The organism is uncultured Lentibacter sp. (assembly GCF_937123735.1).
Taxonomy (GTDB): Bacteria; Pseudomonadota; Alphaproteobacteria; order Rhodobacterales; family Rhodobacteraceae; genus Lentibacter.
Window position 1 is genome coordinate 23,533 of sequence record NZ_CAKZKL010000038.1, and the last position, 20,118, is coordinate 43,650.

Consider the following 20,118-nt stretch of genomic DNA (forward strand, 5'->3'; position numbering starts at 1 on the left):
TGTCCAACCTAATGCGCCAAACCCCCATTGCAAGCGCATCCGGCGCACCTATCTCTTTGCTAGCCCTTGTAGTTGCGAGTGATTTGCATTTACAGTTTCCCCAACCAGAAAAGGCCGCCCCATGTTTCGCTCTTTCGTGCTTCTTGCAGCCCTGCTCGCCAGCCCCGCGCTGGCCAAGGACAAGCTCAAAGTCGTCACCACGTTCACAGTGCTTGCCGATATGGCGCAAAACGTGGCAGGGGCGGCGGCGGAGGTTGTTTCGGTCACCAAGCCGGGGGCCGAAATTCACGGCTACCAGCCCACCCCACGCGACATTGTGCGCGCCTCCGGGGCCGATCTGATCCTCTGGAACGGCCTCAACCTTGAGCTCTGGTTTGAGCAGTTCCTCGCCAATCTGGGCGATGTGCCTTCTGCCACCCTGTCTGAGGGCATCACGCCCATTTCCATCGGCTCGGGCAGCTATGCGGGCAAGGCCAACCCGCACGCCTGGATGGGGCTTGAAAATGCGCTCATCTACATTGCCAATATCGAGGCCGCTCTGAGCAAGGCAGACCCCGCCAATGCCGCCACCTACGCGGCCAATGCTGCGGCCTATGCCGCCAAGCTGCGCGCCACGCTTGCGCCGCTGAAGGCAGAGATCGCGGCCATCCCCGAAGACAACCGCTGGCTTGTGACTTGTGAGGGCGCGTTCAGCTACCTTGCGCGCGATCTTGGTCTGCAAGAGCTCTACCTCTGGCCCATGAACGCCGATCAGGTCGGCACACCGCAGCAGGTGCGCAAGGTGATTGACGGGGTGCGGGAGCACACTATTCCCGCCGTCTTCTGCGAAAGCACGGTCAGCACCGCGCCCGCCGAACAGGTGGCGCGCGAAACGGGCGCAGCCTACGGCGGCGTGCTCTATGTGGACAGCCTCAGCGCGGCTGACGGCCCCGTGCCCAGCTATCTTGAGCTGTTGCGCGTCACCACAGAAACGGTCGTGCGCGGCCTGACAGGGGCGAAATGATGGCCGAACTCCAAGCGGGCATCCGCGCCAAGGGCGTCACTGTCACCTACCGCAACGGCCATACCGCCCTGCGCGACGCCAGCTTTGAAATCCCCCGTGGCACAGTCACCGCGCTGGTGGGGGTGAACGGCGCGGGCAAGTCCACGCTGTTCAAGGCGATCATGGGCTTCGTGCCAGTCTCTTCGGGCGAGATCACGCTCCTGGGCAAGCCGATCCGTGAAGCGCTCAAGTCCAACCTCGTTGCCTATGTCCCGCAGGCCGAGGAGGTCGATTGGGCCTTCCCCGTGCTGGTGGAAGACGTGGTGATGATGGGCCGCTACGGCCATATGGGCCTGATGCGCCGCCCCAAAGCCGCCGATCATGCGGCCGTGGAAGAGGCGCTCACCCGTGTCAACATGCTGCCCTACCGCAAGCGCCAGATCGGCGAGCTTTCCGGCGGGCAGCGCAAACGGGTCTTTCTCGCCCGCGCGCTGGCGCAGGCGGGGCAGGTGATCCTGCTGGACGAGCCGTTTACAGGCGTCGACGTGACGACCGAAAACCAGATCATCCAGCTTCTCGGCGAGCTGCGCGACGAAGGCCGCGTGATGCTTGTCGCCACCCACAACCTCGGCTCCGTGCCCGAGTTTTGCGACCGGACCGTGCTGGTGAAAGGGACTGTTCTGGCCTATGGCCACACCGATGAGGTCTTCACCCGCGACAACCTTGAAGACGCCTTCGGCGGCGTGCTGCGCCATATCACAATCGGCGGTGATACGTTGCATGAAGACTCTGACGAACGCGCCGTGACCATCCTCACCGATGATGAACGCCCTTTCGTGCAATACGGCGAGCAAACTCAACGGCAGGAGCGCGAGTGATGGCCTACTGGCTTGAGCCGTTCGGTTACAGCTACATGCTCAACGCGATGTGGGTCTCCGCCCTCGTCGGCGGTGTCTGCGCCTTTCTCTCGGCTTTTCTCATGCTCAAGGGCTGGTCGCTCATCGGCGATGCGCTCTCGCATTCCGTTGTCCCCGGTGTGGCGGGGGCCTATATGCTCGGCCTGCCCTTTGCGCTCGGCGCATTCCTCGCCGGCGGGCTGGCAGCGGCCTCCATGCTCTTTCTCACAGAGCGCTCGGGCCTCAAAACCGATGTCATCATCGGGCTGATCTTCACCAGCTTCTTCGGCCTCGGCCTCTTCATCGTTTCGGTTAGCCCCGTCAGCATTGATCTGCAGAGCATCACCATGGGCAATATCCTTGCGATTACCCCGTCCGACACGTTGCAGCTCGCCCTCATCGGCGGTGTCACCCTCGCGGTGCTGCTGGTGACGTGGAAAGACCTCATGGTCACCTTCTTTGATGAAAGCCACGCCCGCTCGATCGGCCTGCACCCCGCGCGGCTGAAGGCGATGTTCTTCGTGCTGCTCGCAGCCTCCGTGGTGGCGGCGATGCAAACCGTGGGCGCCTTCCTCGTCATCGCGCTCGTCGTCACACCGGGGGCCACGGCCTATCTGCTCTGTGACCGCTTCCCGCGGCTCATCATGACGGCAGTTGCTATCGGCACGGTGACAAGCTTCCTCGGCGCATACGCGAGCTATTTCCTTGACGGGGCCACAGGCGGCATCATCGTGTGTCTGCAAACGCTGCTCTTCCTTGCGGCCTTTGTCTTTGCGCCCAAACATGGCCGCTTGGCTGCGCGCCGCAGGGCCGCCAAAGCACTGGAGGCGCAGCCATGAGCGAGCTGCTCTTGCCCTTCCAGTTCCCGTTCATGCAAACTGCCTTTCTCATCGTGGCGCTCATCTGCGTGCCCACGGCGCTGTTGAGCTGTTTTCTCGTGCTCAAAGGCTGGGCGCTGATGGGTGATGCGGTGAGCCATGCTGTGCTGCCCGGCATCGTTCTGGCCTATATCCTCGGCGCGCCGCTCATTCTCGGGGCCTTTGCCGCCGGCATGATCTGTGCGCTCGCCACCGGCTATCTGTCAGAGAACAGCCGCGTGAAGACAGACACAGTTATGGGTGTGGTCTTCTCGGGCATGTTTGCGCTGGGCATCGTGCTCTATGTGGGCGTGAAAACCAACGCACATCTCGATCACATTCTCTTTGGCAATATGCTGGGCATTTCGGCTGAGGAGCTTATGACAACCGCAACCATCGCTGCGCTCGTCACAGGCGGGCTCTTGCTCAAATGGAAGGATCTGCTCTTGCACGCCTTTGACCCTGCGCAAGCACAGGCCTCGGGCCTGCCCGTGCGCTGGCTGCACTATGGCTTGCTGACAGCTCTTTCGGCCACCATCGTGGCCACGCTTTCGGCTGTGGGCCTCATCCTCGCCATCGGGCTGCTCATCGCGCCGGGGGCGATTGCCTTTCTCATGGTGCGCGAGTTTCGCACCATGCTCTGGGTCTCGGTGCTGGTCTGCCTCGGCTCATCCTTACTTGGGGTCTATGCGAGTTTTTTTCTCGACAGCGCCCCTGCGCCGACGATCATCCTCATTCAGACAGCGGTGTTCATCGCGGCGTTCCTGCGCAGGCTTGCGCGCAACAAAGCAGGCGTGGCGCTTTAGGGGTTTCGAATTTGGCTGCGCCAAATCCGACCGGCCGGGGGCTTTGCCCCCAGACCCCCAGGATATTTAGAGCAATAAGAAAGGCGGAATGCCTAATGTTCTATATCCGAAAGATCGGCTGGAAGAGCTTCGGGATGAAGGCGTTGAACTTCAGCGCCGCATCTGTGGCGGCGAGGCAGATGCACGCCTCGCCCTTGGCGGCCACCGGCTTGTGTTCAACTTCGTGATCGGCCACTTCCACATCGCCCACGCCAAAGCGCCCGCCTTCATCGGAGAAAGCGCCTTGTAGCACCAGGGTGAGCTCAAGCCCGCCGTGGCTGTGGTCGGGCATGTCAAGGCCCGGCGGGATGTAGAGCAGGCGCACGGAGCCCGATTTGCCATGTTTGAGAATCGATTGGCGCACCCCCCGCCCGAGGGGTTTCCATTTGGGCGGGCGCCCCTTGAGGGCTTCCATGACCGGCGCCGGAAAAATGCTGGACCGCTGGTAGACCGGCGCATCGTCCACGGCGTCATCAAGCTGAGACAGCACGCTGTGGCGCAGCCTGTCTGACAGCGGGGCGCTGTCATGGGCTTCCAGAACGGCCCCGCCTGTCATTTCATGTGCGCTCAGGCGCGCGCGGCAGTCATCGCAGAGGGACACATGCGCGGCCACCACCAGGGCGAAAGCTTCTGTCATGCGCCCGCTGGCGTAGTCCAGCAGGAGCTGGTCGGGGATGTGATGTGTGATACTCGTCATGGCTTGCGTATTCCGTCTAATTCATGGCGCAGCTTTTCAAGCCCGAGCCTGATGCGCGATTTGATCGTCCCCAGTGGCAGGCCTGTTTCGGCTTCTATGTCGGTGTGTGACAGCTCGCCGAGATAGGCTTTTTCAACCATCTCGCGCTGCGCGGGCTTGAGCTTGGCCAGCGCCGCTTTCAGCGCGCCAACCTCCTGTTCCAGCCCCAAGGCTTCGGAGGTGCTCTCTTCGGTCACTTCGCTCTCGGCTTTCAGGGCCTCGGGCATGGGCCGGTTTTCCTTGCGCAGGATGTCGATCTGCCGGTTTCGGGCGATCTGGTAGAGCCAGCTGGACACCTGCGCGCGGGTCGGGTCGAACAGGTGGGCCTTGCGCCAGAGCGACAGCATCACATCTTGCACCATGTCTTCGGCTTGCCCCGAGCTGAGCCCGGAGCGCATGGCGACGCCTTTCAGGCGCGGTCCAAAGTGGTCAAACAGGGCTGCGAAGGCACGTTTGTCGCGCTTGTCGCGCACAGCCAGCATAAGCTCTGTCTCTCGAGAGTGGATCTTCAATTTCTGAGTGCCTTGAAAACGGTTCAACCTGTGCGCGTGTTCTACCCTAGCAAGGGCAGGCGCAGGTGCAAGGCGATCTGGCGTTTCAAGGTGCAACATAGATCATTTTACGGGGCCCTGAGGGGTTTGGATCACTATTTTGAGGGCAGTTTGATCTGCGGGGAAAAAAACAGCGTAACCCCTGAAATCTAAGCGGAGTGACCATGTCTTTTGATGCCCCATCCCCCAAGCGCCAGCGCATCGCCATTGTCGGCGGTGGCATTGCCGGCATGAGCGCGGCTTATAAACTTGCGCCGCAACATGATGTGACGTTGTTTGAGGCGGCACCACGGCTGGGCGGGCACGCGCGCACCAAACTTGCGGGGCTGCGTGGAGATCAGCCGGTGGACACGGGGTTTATTGTTTTCAACTATGTGAATTATCCGCACCTGACACGGATGTTTCACGATCTCAATGTGCCGGTCGAGAAATCCAACATGAGTTTTGGGGCCACGATCGACAATGGCCGGGTGGAATACGGGCTGCAAACATTGGGCAGTGTTTTTGGCCAGCGCCGCAACGCGCTTCGGCCCGGTTATCTGCGGATGCTGCGGGACATTCTGACATTTAACGCCCGCGCCGAGGCCACCGCCACGAGCGACGAGATGACGATTGGCGAGCTGGTGGCCCAGCTTGGGCTGGGGACATGGTTCCAGCGCTATTATCTCATGCCCATTTGCGGCGCGATATGGTCGAGCCCGACCCAGGATATCCGCCAGTTTCCGGCCAAGTCGCTGGTGCGGTTCTTTTCCAACCACGCGCTGCTGAGCGCCACGCAGCCACATCAGTGGTATACGGTGTCAGGCGGCTCGATCCAATATATCACCCGCCTGGAGCGCCACTTGCGCGCCGCCGGGGTGAGCCTGCGCCCCAAAACGCCGATAGAAGCCATCAAGCGCGCGGGCGATGGGGTGACCCTCAAGGCGCTCAAAGGGGCTTCGGAGCAGTTTGACCATGTGATCCTGGCCACCCATTCAGACGACAGCCTCAAGCTGCTCGCCGATCCGAGCGCGCAGGAAAGCCGCCTGCTCGGGGCCGTGGCCTATCAGGACAACCAGATGATCCTGCACCGCGACGCAGGCCAGATGCCAAAGCGCCGCGCCTGCTGGTCAAGCTGGGTTTACAAGGCCGATGGCAGCGCCGAGGCCCCGTCCATTGGCGTGACCTACTGGATGAACCGCCTGCAAAACATCCCGGAAAGCGACCCGCTCTTTGTGTCGCTCAACCCCTACACGCCGGTGCATGATGCGTTGATCTACGATCAGAAAACCTTCCGCCACCCTGTTTTTGATGGCCCCGCGCTGAAGGCCCAAAAAGAGATCAAGGCCGCCCAGGGCACGCGCAACACATGGTTTGCCGGGGCCTGGTTGCGCAACGGCTTTCACGAAGACGGCTTTGCCAGCGCGGTGCATGTCGCGCGCGAGCTCGACCGGCGCGCCGCCTTCCCCGCCACGGAGCTGCGGGCCAGCGCATGAGCTTTCAGGCCGAACATATCGCAGGGGCCACCACCCACGCCCGGCGCGGGCAGATCGCCAATGCCTTTCGCTACGGTGTCGATTATGTTTTGATTGATCCGGCCGCCCCTGCACCCGGGCTGGCCTTGTTCTCGCGCAACCGCTTCAACCTTGCCGCGGTGGATGACAAAAACCACGGTGGCGCGCCCAAAAACGGCCGCGGGCTGCCCTGGGCGCAACAGGTCTTTGCCAAGGCGGGGCTCGCCAGCCCCTCGCGTATCCTGTTGCTCACCCAGCCAAGCTTTCTGGGCTATGTTTTCAACCCGGTGAGCTTCTGGCTGGCCTATCGCGGGGCCGATCTTGTGGCGGTGATCGCCGAAGTCACCAACACCATGGGCGACAGGCACAGCTACCTCTGCAAGCGCGAGGGCTTCGCCCCGATCCGCCCCGAAGACAGGATCATGGCCGAGAAAATCTTTCATGTTTCGCCGTTTCAGCAGGTGCAGGGCAGCTATCAGTTCAACTACGACATCACCGCCAAACGCATCTCGATCCGCATTGCCCATGAAAACGGCACAGAAGGGCTGATCGCCACGCTTTTTGGCCCCCGCGCCCCGCTCACCAATACGGCCATCCTGCGCGCTGCGCTGCGCCGCCCGACAGGGCCGCTCAGGGCGCTGGCGCTCATTCACTGGCAGGCCGTGAAACTCTTTATCAAAGGCGCACCGTTTCGGCGTCGGCCTTTGCCACCGCAGAAGGAAGTAAGCTGATGGGCTTAATTACACGCCGCGTTGCGCATGATTTCCTGGAAACATGTGCCCAGATCGACGAGGGCCGCATAGAAATCGTGACGCCCGAGGGCCACCGCCACCACTTCGGGCCGGGCGGCGGATCAGAGGCCGAAATGGTCATCCATGACTGGTCAGCCGTCACAGCCATCGCCGCGCGCGGCGATGTCGGCCTGGGCGAAACCTATGTCGCCGGCCTCTGGACAACCCCCTCAATCGAGGCTCTGGGCCGCGTGGCCATCTCCAACCTCGCCACGCTTGAGCCCTATGCCTATCCCAACCGCTGGAACACGCTCAAGTTCCGCATGGTTGACCGCCTTTTGCGGGCCAATTCCGTCAAGGGGGCTGCGCGCAACATCCGCTCGCACTATGACACCGGCAATGAGTTCTACCAGCTCTGGCTGGATGAAGGGATGAGCTACTCCTCCGCCCTCTTCGCCAAGGGTGACAACGACCTGACCCGCGCCCAAAACCGCAAGCTTGACCGGGTTCTCTCGCGCCTTGGCGGGGGCGAAACCGTGCTCGAGGTGGGCTGCGGCTGGGGCAGCTTTGCCGAGCGCGCCGCCGAGGCGGGCCGCGATGTGACAGGCATCACCATTTCCAAGGCGCAAAAAGGCTATGCCGACGCCCGCCTTGATGGCCGCGCCAGCATCGAGCTTTGCGACTATCGCAACACCCAAGGCACCTATGATAACATCGTCTCCATCGAGATGATCGAAGCCGTGGGCGAGCGCTACTGGCCCAGCTACTTTGCCATGCTCAAGGCGCGCCTCGCCGAGGAGGGCCGCGCCGTTCTGCAAGCCATCACCGTGCCGGACGCCTATTTTGACATCTACCGGTCCAGCTCCGATTTCATCCGCCAATATACCTTCCCCGGCGGGATGCTGCTGTCGGATGCGGTCATCGCTGATGAAGCCCGCCGCGCGGGCCTCAAAGTGCAAGCCAGCTTTGCTTTCGGGCAGGACTACGCCGAAACCTTGCGCATCTGGTCGGCCCGCATGGCCGAGAACACCAAGCGCATCAAGCAAATCGGCTATAGCGAGGCGCACCTGCGCAGCTGGCAGTTCTATTTGCAAATCTGCGCCGCCTCTTTTGGCGTGAAACAGACCGATGTGGTTCAGGTCGAACTGACCCATGCTTAAACTCTGGCTCATAGCGTTTCTGGCCCTGCCGCTCGCGGCGGGGGCGGCGCCCTATGTGAGCCGTGCTGGCGTGCCTGATGCGCGCGCCATTTCTGATGTCCCTGTGACCCTTCTGGGGATACCCCTTTACACCGCAGCCTTGTTAACGCCGTCTGGCAGGCCGTTTCGCGCCGATGCGCCCCATGCGCTTGAGCTGACCTATGCGCGCAGCTTCTCGCGCGCGCGCCTTGTGCGTTCAACCGTGGCCGAGCTGGCCCGCCTCGAAGGCCCGCAGCCTGACCACGCGGCCATAGAGGCCAAGCTCGCCACCTGCCTCAAGCCGGTTGCTGAGGGCGACAGGCTCGCCGCCATCGCGCCCAGCGCCGCGCGGCTTACACTCGCCTTCAACGGCGCGCCCGCCTGCACGCTGACAGAGCGCAACATTGGCGCGCGTTTCCTTGCCATCTGGCTTTCGCCCAACAGCCGCTCCGCCGCCACGTCGCGCAAGCTCAAGGGGCTCTGATATGTCCCGCACCCATGTTCAGGTCAGCCTCTTTGCGCTGATGCTCGCGGCCGCTGGCCTGCCGCTCTACATTCACTTGCCCGCCTATGCGAGCGGCGAGCTGGGCATGAGCCTTGGCGCTTTGGGCGGCTTGCTCATTGGGCTGCGCGTGCTTGATTTTGTGCAAGATCCGCTCTTGGGCCGCATGGTTGACCGCTTTCCGAATGCGCGCGCGCTCTTCGCTGCGCTTGCGCTGGCGGGGCTCGCGTTGGGGTTTGCGCTGGTGTTTACACTTTTGCCAGAGGCGGGGCAGCTCTATTGGCTCATCGCCGGTCTGGCGCTGCTGTTTACGGCCCATAGCCTTGGCAGCATCCTGTTTTATGGCCAGTCCACCGCCATCGCCGGGGGGGCGGCGGGTCTTGTGAAGCTGGCTGCCTTTCGCGAGGGGGGCAGCCTTCTCGGCGTGCTCCTTGCCGCACTGGCGCCCACGCTTTTTGTGGCCGCCGGGGCAGGGGGGGGCGGCTATCCCGCCTTCGGCCTCGGCCTCGTGGCGCTTGCGGGCGCTGTTTGGCTGCTCACCCGCCCGCTCTGGCGCATCGCGGGCCCTGCCACTGCGCCGATGCAGTTTGCTGCACTCAAAAGCGCAGGCGGCGTGCAGCTGCTGTGGATTGCGCTGATCAACAGCCTGCCCGTCGCGCTCACCTCGACGCTGTTTCTCTTCTTCGTGCAGGACAAGCTCGGCCTTGAGAGCCTTGCAGGCCCCTTGCTCATGCTCTTTTTTCTTGCCGCCGCGCTCAGCGTTCCGCTCTGGAGCTGGCTTGTGCGCCGCCACGGTGCGCGCCGCATCCTGCCGCTGGCCATGGCGCTCGCCATTGTCAGCTTCATCGGCGCGGCCCTGTTGCCGGCAGGGGCCGGGCTCGGCTTTGGGCTGATCTGCCTCGCCTCCGGCGCAGCCCTGGGGGCCGATATGGTCATCCTGCCGGTGCTCTTTTCCACCGCGCTCGCGCGCGCGGGCCTCTCGGCGGGCGCGGCCTTTGGGCTCTGGTCTTTCGCGGGCAAACTCGCCCTGGCGCTGGCGGCGGCCCTTGCTCTGCCGGCGCTTCAGCTTGCGGGTTACACGCCCAACGCCACCAACACGGCGCAAGCGCTCACCATCCTCACGCTCGCCTATGCCGTCGTGCCCTGCATCATCAAAATCATTGCCATTGTTCTCGTTACCCGATTGCCCCAGGAGGTAAACACCCTATGAAATTTCTCATGCTCATCGCCATCGCTCTGCTGGCGCTTATCGCTTTTCGCCCCGGGTTTTCCTTCAAAAGCCAGAAGCCCGAAGATTACGCCAGCAACACTCCCGCGTTTGACATCCGCGAGGCCCTCAGCGGCACGCTCATGTCGGAGGGGATGATCTACGGCCCCACAGGCCGCGTCACCTCGCGCTTCACCGCCGAGTTTACAGGCGCATGGGACGGGGCCACCGGCACGCTCGCCGAAGAATTCATGTATGACACCGGCAACCGCCAGTCGCGCAAATGGTTCCTCACCATGGGCGAAAACGGCCATTTCACCGCCACAGCAGAGGATGTGATCGGCGTGGCCACAGGCCGCCAGCTCGGCAACACCGTGTCAATGCGCTACAAAATCCGCCTGCCCAAAGAGGCGGGCAGCCATGTGCTGGATGTCACAGATTGGCTCTACCTCGTGGAAAACGGCAATATCCTCAACCGCTCCGAAATGCGTAAATTCGGCATCAAAGTGGCCGAACTCATCGCCACCATGCGGCCTGCTCCATGAGCTTTTCCGGCAAGCGATACTGGCTTATCGGAGCCAGCGAGGGCCTCGGCGCGGCGCTGGCAAAGGCGCTGGCGCTGTCAGGGGCCCATGTGGTGGTCTCGGCGCGCGCCGAAAACAAGCTGCAAGCGCTGGCCGCTCAGCTTCCCAATGTGAACACCGCCCCCCTGGATGTGACAGATATGGCCGCCGTTCAGCACACCGCCGAGCGCCTTGGCCCGCTCGATGGCATCGTCTATCTCGCAGGCTATTATGACCCGATGAAAGCCCAAAACTGGGAGAGCGGCGCCGTGGCCCAGATGACAGCCGTGAACTTCACCGGCGCGCTTAACGTGCTGGGCGCAATCGTCCCCGGTTTCGTCGGGCGCAATGCAGGCCATATTGTGCTCATCGGCTCGCTCGCGGGCTACCGTGGCCTGCCCGGTTCCATTGGCTACGGGGCCTCCAAGGCCGCGCTCATGCACATGGGCGAAACGCTCTACGCCGATCTGCACAACACCGGCGTGAAGGTGCAAAACATCAACCCCGGCTTCATCAAAACACGCCTCACCGCGAAAAATACCTTCCAGATGCCCCAGCTCATGCAGCCCGAAGAGGCCGCAGAGCATGTGCTCAAGGCGATGCGCTCAAACCGCTTTGAAACAGCCTTCCCCAAACCCTTCGCCTGGCTCTTTACATGGGCCAAATTCACGCCCCGCAAACTCTGGCTCAAGCTCTTTTCCAAGGTCTAGCCGCTTTATACGCCTCACACCGCCCACCGTAGGGTGCGCAGTCTCTGCGCACCTTCAAATGCCTCACACCATCAGCCAAACCTGAAACAGCAAACCGCTCACAAACGAGCCGCTCAGCGCCAGCGCCAGATAGAGTAGAAACACCTGCCGCTTCACCAGCGCCCAGACAGCCACAGCCGCCGGCAAAGAGCTCACACCCCCGGCCACAAGAAAGGCAAGGCCCGCGCCGGGGGCCATACCCTGCTCCATCAGCCCGCCCACAAGCGGCAGCGCCGCATAGCCGTTGAGATAGGCCGGCACACCCACAAGCGTGGCAATGCCGATGGGCGCAAGCCCCGTGCCGCCCAATGCGCTGGCCACAAGCTCTGCCGGCAGCCAGGCCAGCATCAGGCTTTCCAACAAGAACGCCAGTGTGAGCCACTTCGCCAAAAACAGGGTGGTTTTCAAACCTTCCCGCCAGAACTTTGTCACCCGTTCGCGCTCGCGCCAGAATTTCCAGACAACAGGCTGCACTGTGCGCACCTTTGAGGCCCCGCAGCCGCCGTTGCCCACCCCTTCGCGCAGCGGGTCCGAAAGCCCGCCCGCCCGCGCAATCAGGTGCACCGCAACCCCGCCAAAGATCCCAAGCCCCACAGCCGTCATCGTCTTGGCCACGGCAAATTCAAAGCCCAGCACCCCCGTGGTGAGCACAAACATCGACGGGTCCATCACCGGCGACGCCAGCCAGAAGGCCATCACCGCCGACAAGGGAACACCCATCGCCAAAAGCGCCGCGATCAGCGGGATCACCCCGCAAGAGCAAAAGGGCGAAAGCCCGCCTGCCGCCGCCGCAATCCCGATCATGAGGAGAGGCGAGCCGGTAAACGCCCGCGCGATCAGCCCGTCTGCCCCCGTCGCGCCCGCATAGGCCGCAATCCCGATGGAGAGCACAAGAAACGGCGCCACATTGAGCAGGTTCTGCGCGGCAAATGCAGCGCTTGTTGCGCCCTGCGCCGGCACAAAGACAAAGAGCACAGCCAGAAGGGCCGCCGAAAACAGCCAGACCTTCTCCTTGCTCCAAAGCAGATGTGCCGCCGCGCCAAGCGGCGAACGAGGGGGAAGGGTGTGGTCTGTCATCTCGATATCCTTAGAAAAGTCGTTCTGTTAAAGCCAAAAAAACGCGCCACAGGTTTCAAGCCGCATCCTCCTGTGTGAGGGAAACGCCAACGCAGCACTCCGATGTCAGAAACGAAACCGTCTGGTGCATCATGGCAAAATCCACACGGTTCAGAATCTGCCGCCCCGCGCGCGTTTGCGTCACCAGCTTTGCCTCCACCAGCGCGCCCAGATGGTGCGCCAATGTCGAGGGGGCCATGCCCAAGTGCTGGCCGATCTCGCCCACGTTCAACCCGTCTTGCCCGGCCTTCACAAGCAAGCGGAAAATGGCGAGGCGGGTTTCATGGCCAAGTGCGGCCAGGGCGAGGGCAGTGGAAGATTGGGTCATCATGCGCCCATTAAAACCACAAAACTAGTTTTGTCAAAGTGTTTTGCGGCGCGCGCTGCCTTTACCTTTTCCTCAAGGCCAAAAGGCGCATCAGGCGGTGTACGCCCGGTGCACGCCTTGTGCACGCATGTCACCCCCCCCGAATCGGCCTTTTTGCGCTTGTTAACCCTGCTGTGCGCAGCGTTCACGAAGCCGGTAAAAATCCCGCGCCGTTTCGCTGAAAACCGCGGCTTTCATCGGCTCAGGAATGAGCTTTTGATAGGCCGCAATCAGCGTGGCGTAATCCGAATAGAGGCTGTCCACAGGGAAGTTTGATCCAAACATCACCCGCGCGGGGCCAAACTGGTTGAGCACGGTTTTTACGATCGGCTCAATGCTTTGCACGCTCCATCTGTGGTCAAACATGCCAAGCCCGGAAAGCTTGCAGCGCACATGGGGCAGGGCGGCCAATGGCGCGATCTGCTTTTCCCAAAGCGCAAGGCCCTCGGGCGTTCTGTCAAACGGGCTGCCCGCATGGCAGAGCGCCACGGGCAGCTCGGGTATGTCGGCCAGCACCTCTGCGGTGGCCTGCATCAAAGGTGGCGTGAGTTGCAAATCAAAGCTCAGGCCCACCTTGGCCACAGCCCGCAAACCGCGTTTGAAATCAGCGCTTTGCAGCAAGGCGTTTGTGCCGCTCGCCGCGTCCTCTTCGGGGGCGCGTCCGACAATTTGGCGCACGCCGCGCACGGTGGACAGGGCCTTGAAAGCCGTGAGTTGCGCGTCGATGTCTGGCGCGGTCAGGTCACAAAAGACAACCTGCGCAAGCGGCCAGTCGGGCGCGGCCTCGGCCACGCTTTGCACCCATTTGGCTTCTGCCATTGCGTCTTGCGCGCCCACCTGAATATGCACCGAGCCGCGAAATCCGGCGGCATCATGGCGAAATTCGGGGAGCAGGTAGTTGCGTTGGATCGGGGCAGGGTCGCCAAAGAAGCGGGCCTCGCCCTTGGCCATGAGCCAGGGGTAATGCACGGCGGCAAGATCCCAGAGGTGATGGTGCGAATCGATCATTCTAGGCTGCCCGTGCCGATGCTCTGAAGCCGGCCCAAAACATCAACGCCCTGCGTCTTAAGGAAGTGTAAAATGTCGATGTATATCCAGTTTTCAGCCAATTTACCCCCCTCCCGCCGATAAATATCAATCACCCGAAACGCCCCTTTTTCTTTTCCCGCAGGAAGACCCATGAAACCACCTTTATGAACTGCCGTAAAATTGGGCCAGCCGAAGAAGCCGCCATAGCTGCCCTCCGCCATGCGGCAGATATGCTGTGTTTTGGAGCGCTCGGCGAAAGCGGCGCGAAACGGGCCGGAATGCTGTTTGGCATAGCGCGGGATCGTATAGGTCGCGCCGATGCCCTCAGGGCCCCACCAGAGCATGTCCTCATGCCAGCTGCGCCGCAATTCCTCTTCCAGCGGCAGGCCAAGCCCCCAAGTGCCTAGGTCATTCACCATTCGGTCAATCGCGGCCATGGTGGCGATGCCCTCTGCCTCGGGCTGCGGTTCAAACATCAACCCGTCGTGGGTGCGCGGGCCAGGCTGCACCATATGTTGTGCTGTTTGTGGGCCAAACGGGTTTTGCCCTGCCTGCACCATGAGATGTGGAATGTCAAAATACATCGCCGTCTCGGCGATTTTGCCGCCCTCAACGCGGTGAAACTCGCAATAGCGCAGCATGGCGAGTTTGCCCGTTGGGCGGATGCCAAGCCAGGCCCCATCAAACAGCCCCATGAGGTGCCCCATCGAGCAGACCCAGACCCCGCCGCCCAGCGTATTCTGCCCCGCCATAAACACATCCATCCGCCGCTGAAGCGAGCTCAGACTGGTCTTGAGCGGGGCCCAAAACCGCTTGGCCACCTCCTCGGGGGAGGTGATCTCATCAAACGGATGAAACCCGCGCCAAAGTGATTCTGCGGCATAAAATTCGGTCTGAACATCGGCCAAACTGGCCACATCAGCCCGCTCCAGCGCCTCGTAATAGTCGCGCACAACCTGCTTTTCGCTCTGAAAATCCACGCTTTTCTCCTGCCTCTTTGCGGCGCTTGCATACGCTTGCAAAAATACCTTGCCAAAATGCAGCGGCCTTGTCTACTGTTCCTGCAAGCGTATGCAACACGCTCTGCAAGGGGGGCACATGGCCGAAATTCAGCTTCGCAATCTCAGCAAGAGGTGGGGCAATTTTGTTGGTGTCGATAATTTTGACCTGACAATTCAGGACCGCGAGTTCCTCGTGCTGCTTGGCCCCTCAGGCTGCGGCAAAACCACAACCATGCGCATGATCGCCGGTCTTGAAGATGTCACCGAAGGCGAAATTCTGATCGACGGCAAAGTGGTGAATGCACTTGAACCCAAGGACCGCGATGTCGCCATGGTGTTCCAAAGCTACGCGCTCTACCCCAATATGAACGTTTACGAAAACATCCGCTTTCCCTTGAAGGTGCGTGGGGTGGACCCGTCCACGCATGACGAAAAAGTCCGTCGCGCTTCGGCCATGGTTGAGCTCGATGATTTCCTGCACCGCAAGCCTGCCGAGCTTTCTGGCGGGCAGCGCCAACGCGTGGCTCTCGCCCGTGCAATTGTCCGCGAGCCCAATGTGTTCCTGATGGACGAGCCGCTCTCAAACCTTGATGCCAAGCTGCGCGTGTCTACCCGTGCGCAGATCAAGAACCTCAGTCACGAACTCGCCGTCACCACGATCTATGTCACCCATGACCAGATCGAAGCGATGACATTGGCCGACCGTGTTGTCGTGATGAAAAAAGGGATTGTGCAGCAGGTTGGCAGCCCGACCGAAATCTACGATATGCCTGCAAATACTTTCGTCGCGAGCTTCATCGGCTCCCCTGCGATGAACCTCATTGAGGGCGCGCTTGCAGGCGGAAAATTTACCGCGCAGCACACCGAAGTCGCGGGCCTTACGGCGCCTGATGGCAACATCACCCTCGGCTTTCGCGCCGAAGACGCCAGCCTTGTTGAGAGCGGTGGTCAGATCACTGCGCCCGTCTATACAATGGAGCTTCTGGGCGACGCAACGATGATTGCCGTGCGCATCGGCGGCGCGCTTGTCTCTGTTAAGGCCGACAAGACCTTCCGCGCCAAGATCGGCGAGACGGTGCATATCCAGATTCCACAAGATCATTGCCACTTGTTTGATACAGCAAGCGGCAAGCGCATTGAGTGTTGACCCCTCGATACCATAGCGCCCCTAAAAAAGGGCGTATCACCAAGGTCTGCGCGTCGACGGCAGACCAGACAAAAAACCGGGAGTTACCAATGAAACTGAAACATCTTCTTCTCGCAGGCGTCGCCTCGCTGTTGGGCACAGGTGCAATGGCCTGCTCGTTTGAAAACACTGTTCCGCTCAAATCTTTGTCAGCGGGCTTTGAGGCGTGGAAAGTTGTCACCGATGCGATGGCCGAGTGTGGCAATTTCGAAGCCTCGCTTGATCAGGAATTCAAGGAAAAGCAGCCAGCGGCTTTCGCGGCCAACCCCTCGCTTTACCACATCGGTGGTGTGGCCAACGCAACGCTTATTCCGCTGCTCAACGAAGGCACAATCCGCCCGCTGGATGACCTGATCGCCAAATACGGTGCCGGCATCAAGCCCAACCAGATGATCAAGATTGATGGCAAAACCTACGCCATCGCCATGATGGTCAATGCGCAGCACCTGATGTATCGCGAAGATATCCTCAACGATCTCGGAATCGCCGCGCCAACGACCTACGCCGAAATGATGGCCGCCGCCGACAAGATCAAGGCAGCCGGCGTGGTTGATTATCCGATTGGCGGCACATTCAAGACCGGCTGGAACCTTGCAGAAGAGTTCGTGAACAACTTCCTCGGGGAAGGTGGCGAGTTCTTTGGTGAGGGCAACATGCCCAACATCAACAACGCGCAAGGTATGGCCGCGCTTGAGGTGATGAAAGCGCTCACAGCCTATATGGACCCTGAATACCTTGTCTCTGATTCCACCTATGTGCAGCAGCAGTTCCAGCAAGGCAAAATCGCCATGGCCAACCTCTGGGCCTCACGCGCCGGTGCGATGAATGACGCGGCCGAAAGCCAGGTTGTTGGCAAAGTCACGATGGCGGCAGCGCCCATGGGGTCTGCGGCCCCTGCCAGTTCGCTCTGGTGGGATGGCATCGTGATCGCGGCGAACATCACCGATGAAGAGGCCGAAGCGGCCTTCAAAGTTGCTATGGAGGGCCTCAAGCCCGACGTGATCGCGGCGAACAATGATGCCGCCGTCTGGTTGGTTGATGGCTTTACAGCTGGTCCGCTGGCTGCCGGTGCGGCGGCAACCGCTGCCGCTGGTGCGCGCCCATACCCGGCCTCTGGCCCTATGGGCATCATGCACACAGCGCTGGGCAACGGCATCGCAGCTTACCTCAATGGTGACAAAGACGCCGCCACAACGCTGGCCGATATCGAAGCTGCCTATACCACAGCCGCCAAAGAAGCTGGCCTTGTGAAATAAGAAACCGTTAGGGCCGCGCCGCCTTTTGGTGCGGCCCTGATCCACTGACACCCCGCCAAAAGGGCGGCAAATCTGGGAAGGTAGATCCATGCCATTCAAGACATTCGCCGCCTTCGTGGGGCCGTCAATCTTCATGATGCTCCTGTTCATTGCGTTCCCGCTGGCAAGTGTGTTCAGCCAGAGTTTTCATGTTACCCAACCTGTCTACGAGATCGTCGAGGTTGAAACCTGCACCCCCGGGTTTCTCACACAGACCTGCATCACTGAAGAAAAGTCTGTCCCCAAGCTTGATGAAAACGGCGAGCTGATCAAAATTCGCCGGTTTGTCGGCTTGCAAAGCTACGCCAATGTTTTGGAGCTTGGCCGCGCCAAAGAGGCCCTGGCCACGGGGAGCTGGCAGGCCTTTCAGAACATCGATTTCTGGAAAGCCCTGCGCTTCACCCTGACCTTCACATTGATCACCCTGCCGCTTGTGCTCGGCGTTGGCCTGCTCATTGCCTTGGTGATCAACAACGCCTCTGCGCGTGTGCGCGGGCCTGTCATTTTTGTCTCGCTGTTGCCGTTCATCATCACGCCCGTCATCGGCGCGCTCTCGATCAACTGGCTCTTTCGCGGCGACGGTATTCTGACCGCCACGCTTGAATGGTGGCTGGCCCGCGATATCGCTATGTTTGCCCAGGCCTGGACAATCGAAATCCTGATGATGCTCTACCGTGTCTGGCACGTCGCGCCCTTTGCCGCGATTGTCTTTTACGCAGGGCTTCAGACGGTCAACCAAGACAGCCTCGAAAGCGCCGTGATTGATGGTGCCTCGCGCTGGCAGCGCCTGCGCTATGTGGTCATTCCGCATCTCATGCCGCTCATTGTCTTTGTGACCATGATCCACCTAATGGACAGCTACCGCGTGTTTGAAGAGGTCGTCGGCTTCTCCAGCCAGGGGCACGTTATCTCGCTGCAATGGCTGACTTATGATTTCCTTATCCCGGATCAGGCCGGCAACCGCTCGATCAGCCGCGCCTCGGCCAGCGCCATGCTCACCATGATCGGCATCGTGCTTCTGCTCATCGCACCGCTGCGCCGCACATGGCGCGAACACAAAGGAGGCCACTGACATGAGCGCCAAATCCATGCAGCCCTCCTTTGGCCTCAAGCTGGCCTCCGGCAGCTTCCTCGCCTTCTGGTGTCTCGTTGCGGCCTTCCCGATCTTCTGGATCCTGGTGATGAGCTTCAAATCACCGGTCGATGCCTTCAATGAAAGCGCCTTGAGCGTGATCTTTGGGCCGAGCACTTTGGCCACGGGCAAGGGGGTTTCAGCGCTCGATATTCTCCTGCTCATCGGTATCGTCTGGCTCACCGCCTGGATCACAACCAAGCGCTTGCCAAACCTTGTGCGCAGCTATGCGCCCGCTGGCGCGCAGGCCATCGGCTGGGGCATTGGCGTGCTGGCGCTTGCGGTCATGTTCCTTGTGCTGATGTTGGGTGTTGCGCCTTGGATTACGTCTTCTCTCGGCCCGTCGCTCGGCCCGCTGGGCCGTGATATTATCGGTTTCACGACAGAGCATTATACAACCGTCTGGGTCGATCGCGGCTTCTCGCGCAACTTTCAGAACTCGCTTCTGGTGACAGCGGGGGTTGTCACCATCTCGCTCACGGTGGGCACGTTGGCGGGCTATGGCCTTGCGCGCTCCGGCTCCAATCTCGCGTTTTGGATTCTCATCGTCGCGCTGGTCTTCCGCGCGCTGCCGCCCTCGGTTTTGGTTGCGGGCTATTTGCCTGTTGTCATCAATTCGGCAGAGTGGCTTGCGCCTCTCCTCGGCGAAAACGCCCCAACGCTTTACGGCAAGCCTTGGACCGTCATCGCCGTTCTGGTGGCCATCAACCAACCCTTCACAATCTGGATGCTGCGCTCGTTTTTTCAGAACATTCCCGCCGAGCTTGATGAGGCGGCCCGTGTCGATGGCTGCTCGCATTTTCAGGCCTTCCGCCGCGTGATCATGCCGGTGATGTGGCCCGGGGTGATCACCACGGGGCTGTTCAGCTTCCTTCTGGGCTACAACGACTTTCTGGTGACATCGCTGCTGCTGGATGCGCAGAACCAGACCATGGTTCCGGCCATTGCCGGTATGTTCAACATGGAAACCACCACCACCGATCAGGTTGTCGCGGTGGCGGCTGCTGTCTCGATCACCGCGCCGCTTTTCCTTCTGGTGATGGTGTTTCAACGCCAGATCGTCAGCGGGCTGACCGCTGGCGCTGTCAAAGGTTAACAGAGGGGGCCATGCTCTGGCACGGCTCCCACCCACCCCGCCGCACCAGAGCATGGCGCGCACAAACGGAGAAAAAAGATGAAAGGCGCACGCCCCGAGCAAGCAACCCTGACCCGCGACACCGACCTTGGCAAAACCGCCGAGACAAAAGCGGTGATCGAAGGCATGGTTGACGGCCTCAATGACCATCGCATCAGCGACATCGGCGAGTTTTTCGCCGAGAGCTTCCGCTGGATGGGCAACTACGGCTGCGGCACAAAAAACGGGCTGCGTGAATTTCAGGACAACTGGCAAAAGCCCTTCCAAGCCGCCTTTGGTGACAAGGTCTGCATTGATGAGGCCCGCCTCTTCATGGGCGAATGGGCCGCTGCCTTTGGCCGCCAGGAGGCCACCCACCACGGCGAATTCATGGGTATCCCCGCCACCGGAAAGCGCATCGAGATCCGCTATATGGACTTCTGGAAAGTGCAAGACGGCAAGATCACCGACAATTATGTGATGGTCGATTTTCCCCATGTTCTCGCGCAGCTTGGCCATGATGTTTTTGCTGGCGAAGGCTGGGAGAGTTTTGACACGGGCGCGCGCAAGCCGCCCCAACCGCACTAA

General features: G+C 61.1%; 22 protein-coding genes. 16 read left to right on the top strand and 6 right to left on the bottom strand.

What is annotated here, in order from left to right:
• Nucleotides 1-121 precede the first annotated feature (121 nt).
• Genes Q0478_RS12105 through Q0478_RS12120 form a run of 4 tightly spaced genes read left to right on the top strand, consistent with a single transcriptional unit; the run spans nt 122 to nt 3,541 of the window.
• A complete protein-coding gene (locus Q0478_RS12105) occupies nt 122-1,003 on the top strand; it encodes a metal ABC transporter substrate-binding protein (protein ID WP_298679616.1) in 882 nt (293 codons plus the stop codon).
• On the top strand, nt 1,003-1,860 hold the full coding sequence (locus Q0478_RS12110; protein ID WP_298679617.1) for a manganese/iron ABC transporter ATP-binding protein: 858 nt from the start codon (nt 1,003-1,005) through the stop codon (nt 1,858-1,860). Before Q0478_RS12105 ends, Q0478_RS12110 begins: the two co-directional genes overlap by 1 nt.
• The gene (locus tag Q0478_RS12115; RefSeq protein WP_298679619.1) at nt 1,860-2,717 is read left to right on the top strand and encodes a metal ABC transporter permease; all 858 of its coding nucleotides are present in this window, start codon (nt 1,860-1,862) and stop codon (nt 2,715-2,717) included. Before Q0478_RS12110 ends, Q0478_RS12115 begins: the two co-directional genes overlap by 1 nt.
• Entirely contained in the window at nt 2,714-3,541 is an 828-nt protein-coding gene (locus Q0478_RS12120; RefSeq protein ID WP_298679621.1) for a metal ABC transporter permease, read from the top strand. Before Q0478_RS12115 ends, Q0478_RS12120 begins: the two co-directional genes overlap by 4 nt.
• A 100-nt stretch (nt 3,542-3,641) precedes the next feature.
• Here Q0478_RS12120 and Q0478_RS12125 read toward each other — a convergent pair whose 3' ends face one another.
• Complete coding sequence (locus Q0478_RS12125; protein ID WP_298679623.1) at nt 3,642-4,277, bottom strand: ChrR family anti-sigma-E factor; 636 nt, start codon at nt 4,275-4,277, stop codon at nt 3,642-3,644.
• A complete protein-coding gene (locus Q0478_RS12130) occupies nt 4,274-4,798 on the bottom strand; it encodes a sigma-70 family RNA polymerase sigma factor (protein WP_298679669.1) in 525 nt (174 codons plus the stop codon). Before Q0478_RS12130 ends, Q0478_RS12125 begins: the two co-directional genes overlap by 4 nt.
• Before the next feature lie 233 nt (nt 4,799-5,031).
• On the opposite strand from Q0478_RS12130, the gene Q0478_RS12135 reads away from it, so the two are divergent.
• Genes Q0478_RS12135 through Q0478_RS12165 form a run of 7 tightly spaced genes read left to right on the top strand, consistent with a single transcriptional unit; the run spans nt 5,032 to nt 11,251 of the window.
• Entirely contained in the window at nt 5,032-6,342 is a 1,311-nt protein-coding gene (locus tag Q0478_RS12135) for an NAD(P)/FAD-dependent oxidoreductase (RefSeq protein ID WP_298679625.1), read from the top strand.
• Nucleotides 6,339-7,091: a DUF1365 domain-containing protein gene (locus Q0478_RS12140; protein ID WP_298679627.1), complete on the top strand. Its 753-nt coding sequence runs from the start codon at nt 6,339-6,341 to the stop codon at nt 7,089-7,091. The genes Q0478_RS12135 and Q0478_RS12140 overlap by 4 nt, the downstream gene beginning before the upstream one ends.
• A complete protein-coding gene (locus Q0478_RS12145; RefSeq protein WP_298679629.1) occupies nt 7,091-8,251 on the top strand; it encodes a cyclopropane-fatty-acyl-phospholipid synthase family protein in 1,161 nt (386 codons plus the stop codon). The genes Q0478_RS12140 and Q0478_RS12145 overlap by 1 nt, the downstream gene beginning before the upstream one ends.
• Complete coding sequence (locus tag Q0478_RS12150) at nt 8,244-8,753, top strand: hypothetical protein (protein ID WP_298679631.1); 510 nt, start codon at nt 8,244-8,246, stop codon at nt 8,751-8,753. The genes Q0478_RS12145 and Q0478_RS12150 overlap by 8 nt, the downstream gene beginning before the upstream one ends.
• A 1-nt stretch (nt 8,754) precedes the next feature.
• The gene (locus Q0478_RS12155) at nt 8,755-9,981 is read left to right on the top strand and encodes an MFS transporter (protein ID WP_298679633.1); all 1,227 of its coding nucleotides are present in this window, start codon (nt 8,755-8,757) and stop codon (nt 9,979-9,981) included.
• The gene (locus Q0478_RS12160; protein WP_298679635.1) at nt 9,978-10,523 is read left to right on the top strand and encodes a DUF3833 domain-containing protein; all 546 of its coding nucleotides are present in this window, start codon (nt 9,978-9,980) and stop codon (nt 10,521-10,523) included. Before Q0478_RS12155 ends, Q0478_RS12160 begins: the two co-directional genes overlap by 4 nt.
• Nucleotides 10,520-11,251, top strand: a complete 732-nt coding sequence (locus Q0478_RS12165; protein WP_298679637.1) for an SDR family oxidoreductase — start codon at nt 10,520-10,522, stop codon at nt 11,249-11,251. The genes Q0478_RS12160 and Q0478_RS12165 overlap by 4 nt, the downstream gene beginning before the upstream one ends.
• Before the next feature lie 63 nt (nt 11,252-11,314).
• On the opposite strand, the gene Q0478_RS12170 is transcribed toward Q0478_RS12165, so the two are convergent.
• The 4 genes from Q0478_RS12170 to Q0478_RS12185 form a co-directional block, all read right to left on the bottom strand.
• Complete coding sequence (locus Q0478_RS12170) at nt 11,315-12,367, bottom strand: permease (RefSeq protein WP_298679639.1); 1,053 nt, start codon at nt 12,365-12,367, stop codon at nt 11,315-11,317.
• Between the two features lie 55 nt (nt 12,368-12,422).
• Nucleotides 12,423-12,737, bottom strand: coding sequence for a helix-turn-helix transcriptional regulator (locus Q0478_RS12175; protein WP_298679642.1), 315 nt, complete (start codon nt 12,735-12,737; stop codon nt 12,423-12,425).
• Between the two features lie 159 nt (nt 12,738-12,896).
• Nucleotides 12,897-13,781 (bottom strand): amidohydrolase, encoded by an 885-nt coding sequence (locus Q0478_RS12180; RefSeq protein WP_298679643.1) that lies wholly within the window; start codon nt 13,779-13,781, stop codon nt 12,897-12,899.
• Nucleotides 13,778-14,782: an ester cyclase gene (locus Q0478_RS12185; RefSeq protein ID WP_298679645.1), complete on the bottom strand. Its 1,005-nt coding sequence runs from the start codon at nt 14,780-14,782 to the stop codon at nt 13,778-13,780. The genes Q0478_RS12180 and Q0478_RS12185 overlap by 4 nt, the downstream gene beginning before the upstream one ends.
• 118 nt (nt 14,783-14,900) lie before the next feature.
• Here Q0478_RS12185 and ugpC point away from each other — a divergent pair, with 118 nt between their 5' ends.
• From ugpC to Q0478_RS12210, 5 genes are all read left to right on the top strand, one after another.
• Nucleotides 14,901-15,950 (top strand): ABC transporter ATP-binding protein, encoded by a 1,050-nt coding sequence (gene ugpC, locus Q0478_RS12190; protein WP_298679647.1) that lies wholly within the window; start codon nt 14,901-14,903, stop codon nt 15,948-15,950.
• 89 nt (nt 15,951-16,039) lie between these two features.
• On the top strand, nt 16,040-17,245 hold the full coding sequence (locus Q0478_RS12195) for an extracellular solute-binding protein (protein WP_298679649.1): 1,206 nt from the start codon (nt 16,040-16,042) through the stop codon (nt 17,243-17,245).
• An 88-nt stretch (nt 17,246-17,333) separates the two neighbouring features.
• Complete coding sequence (locus Q0478_RS12200; protein ID WP_298679651.1) at nt 17,334-18,356, top strand: carbohydrate ABC transporter permease; 1,023 nt, start codon at nt 17,334-17,336, stop codon at nt 18,354-18,356.
• Between the two features lies 1 nt (nt 18,357).
• The gene (locus Q0478_RS12205; protein ID WP_298679652.1) at nt 18,358-19,512 is read left to right on the top strand and encodes a carbohydrate ABC transporter permease; all 1,155 of its coding nucleotides are present in this window, start codon (nt 18,358-18,360) and stop codon (nt 19,510-19,512) included.
• Nucleotides 19,513-19,590: 78 nt separating this feature from the next.
• Nucleotides 19,591-20,118 carry an ester cyclase gene (locus Q0478_RS12210; protein ID WP_298679654.1) on the top strand — a complete coding sequence of 176 codons (528 nt, stop codon included), beginning with the start codon at nt 19,591-19,593 and terminating at the stop codon, nt 20,116-20,118.